The sequence below is a fragment of the Kitasatospora nipponensis genome (genome assembly GCF_039528135.1).
GTDB lineage: Bacteria > Actinomycetota > Actinomycetes > Streptomycetales > Streptomycetaceae > Kitasatospora > Kitasatospora nipponensis.
Window position 1 is genome coordinate 1 of the sequence record NZ_BAAALF010001143.1, and the last position, 523, is coordinate 523.

Below are 523 nucleotides of genomic sequence, written 5' to 3' on the forward strand. Positions count from 1 at the left end.
CGGGTGGTTGATGAGCAGCAGCTCCATCACACCCTGCTGCGCCTTGTCGGCGACCTCCGACGTCACCTGCGTCTTGACGACCATGCCGTCGGCGACCGTCATCGTGCACGAGGCCTGCGGCTTCGGCATCGCACGGCCGTTCATCTCCACCTCGACCAGGCACTGGCGGCACGCGCCGGCCGGGTCGAGCAGTGGATGGTCGCAGAACCGCGGGATCACCGTGCCGAGTCGCTCGGCGGTGCGGATCAGCAGCTCGCCCTTCGGCGCGACGACCTCCTCGCCGTCGACGGTGAGCTTGACGTACCCCTCCGGTACGTCCACATCGGAGAACTCCGGTGCCACGGTCATGCCTGTGCTCCAACCGGTTGCGCGGCCTGGGAATCACTGCCCTGCGACACGGGGTCCCGGGACTCGGCCGCCCCGTCCCCCTGCGCGGGCCTGTTCGACTCGCACAGCGCGAGGAACTCGTCACGGAAGTACTTGATACCGCTCTGGATCGGGCTCACCGCCGCGTCGCCGAGCG

The 523-nt window shown here is 69.0% G+C and carries 1 protein-coding gene; it reads right to left on the reverse strand.

Annotation, left to right across the window (positions count from 1 at the left end; genetic code table 11):
* On the reverse strand, positions 1 to 348 hold a 348-nt coding region (locus tag ABD323_RS45325; RefSeq protein ID WP_344447766.1), incomplete at its 3' end, for a 2Fe-2S iron-sulfur cluster-binding protein.
* Between the last annotated feature and the right edge of the window lie 175 nt (positions 349 to 523).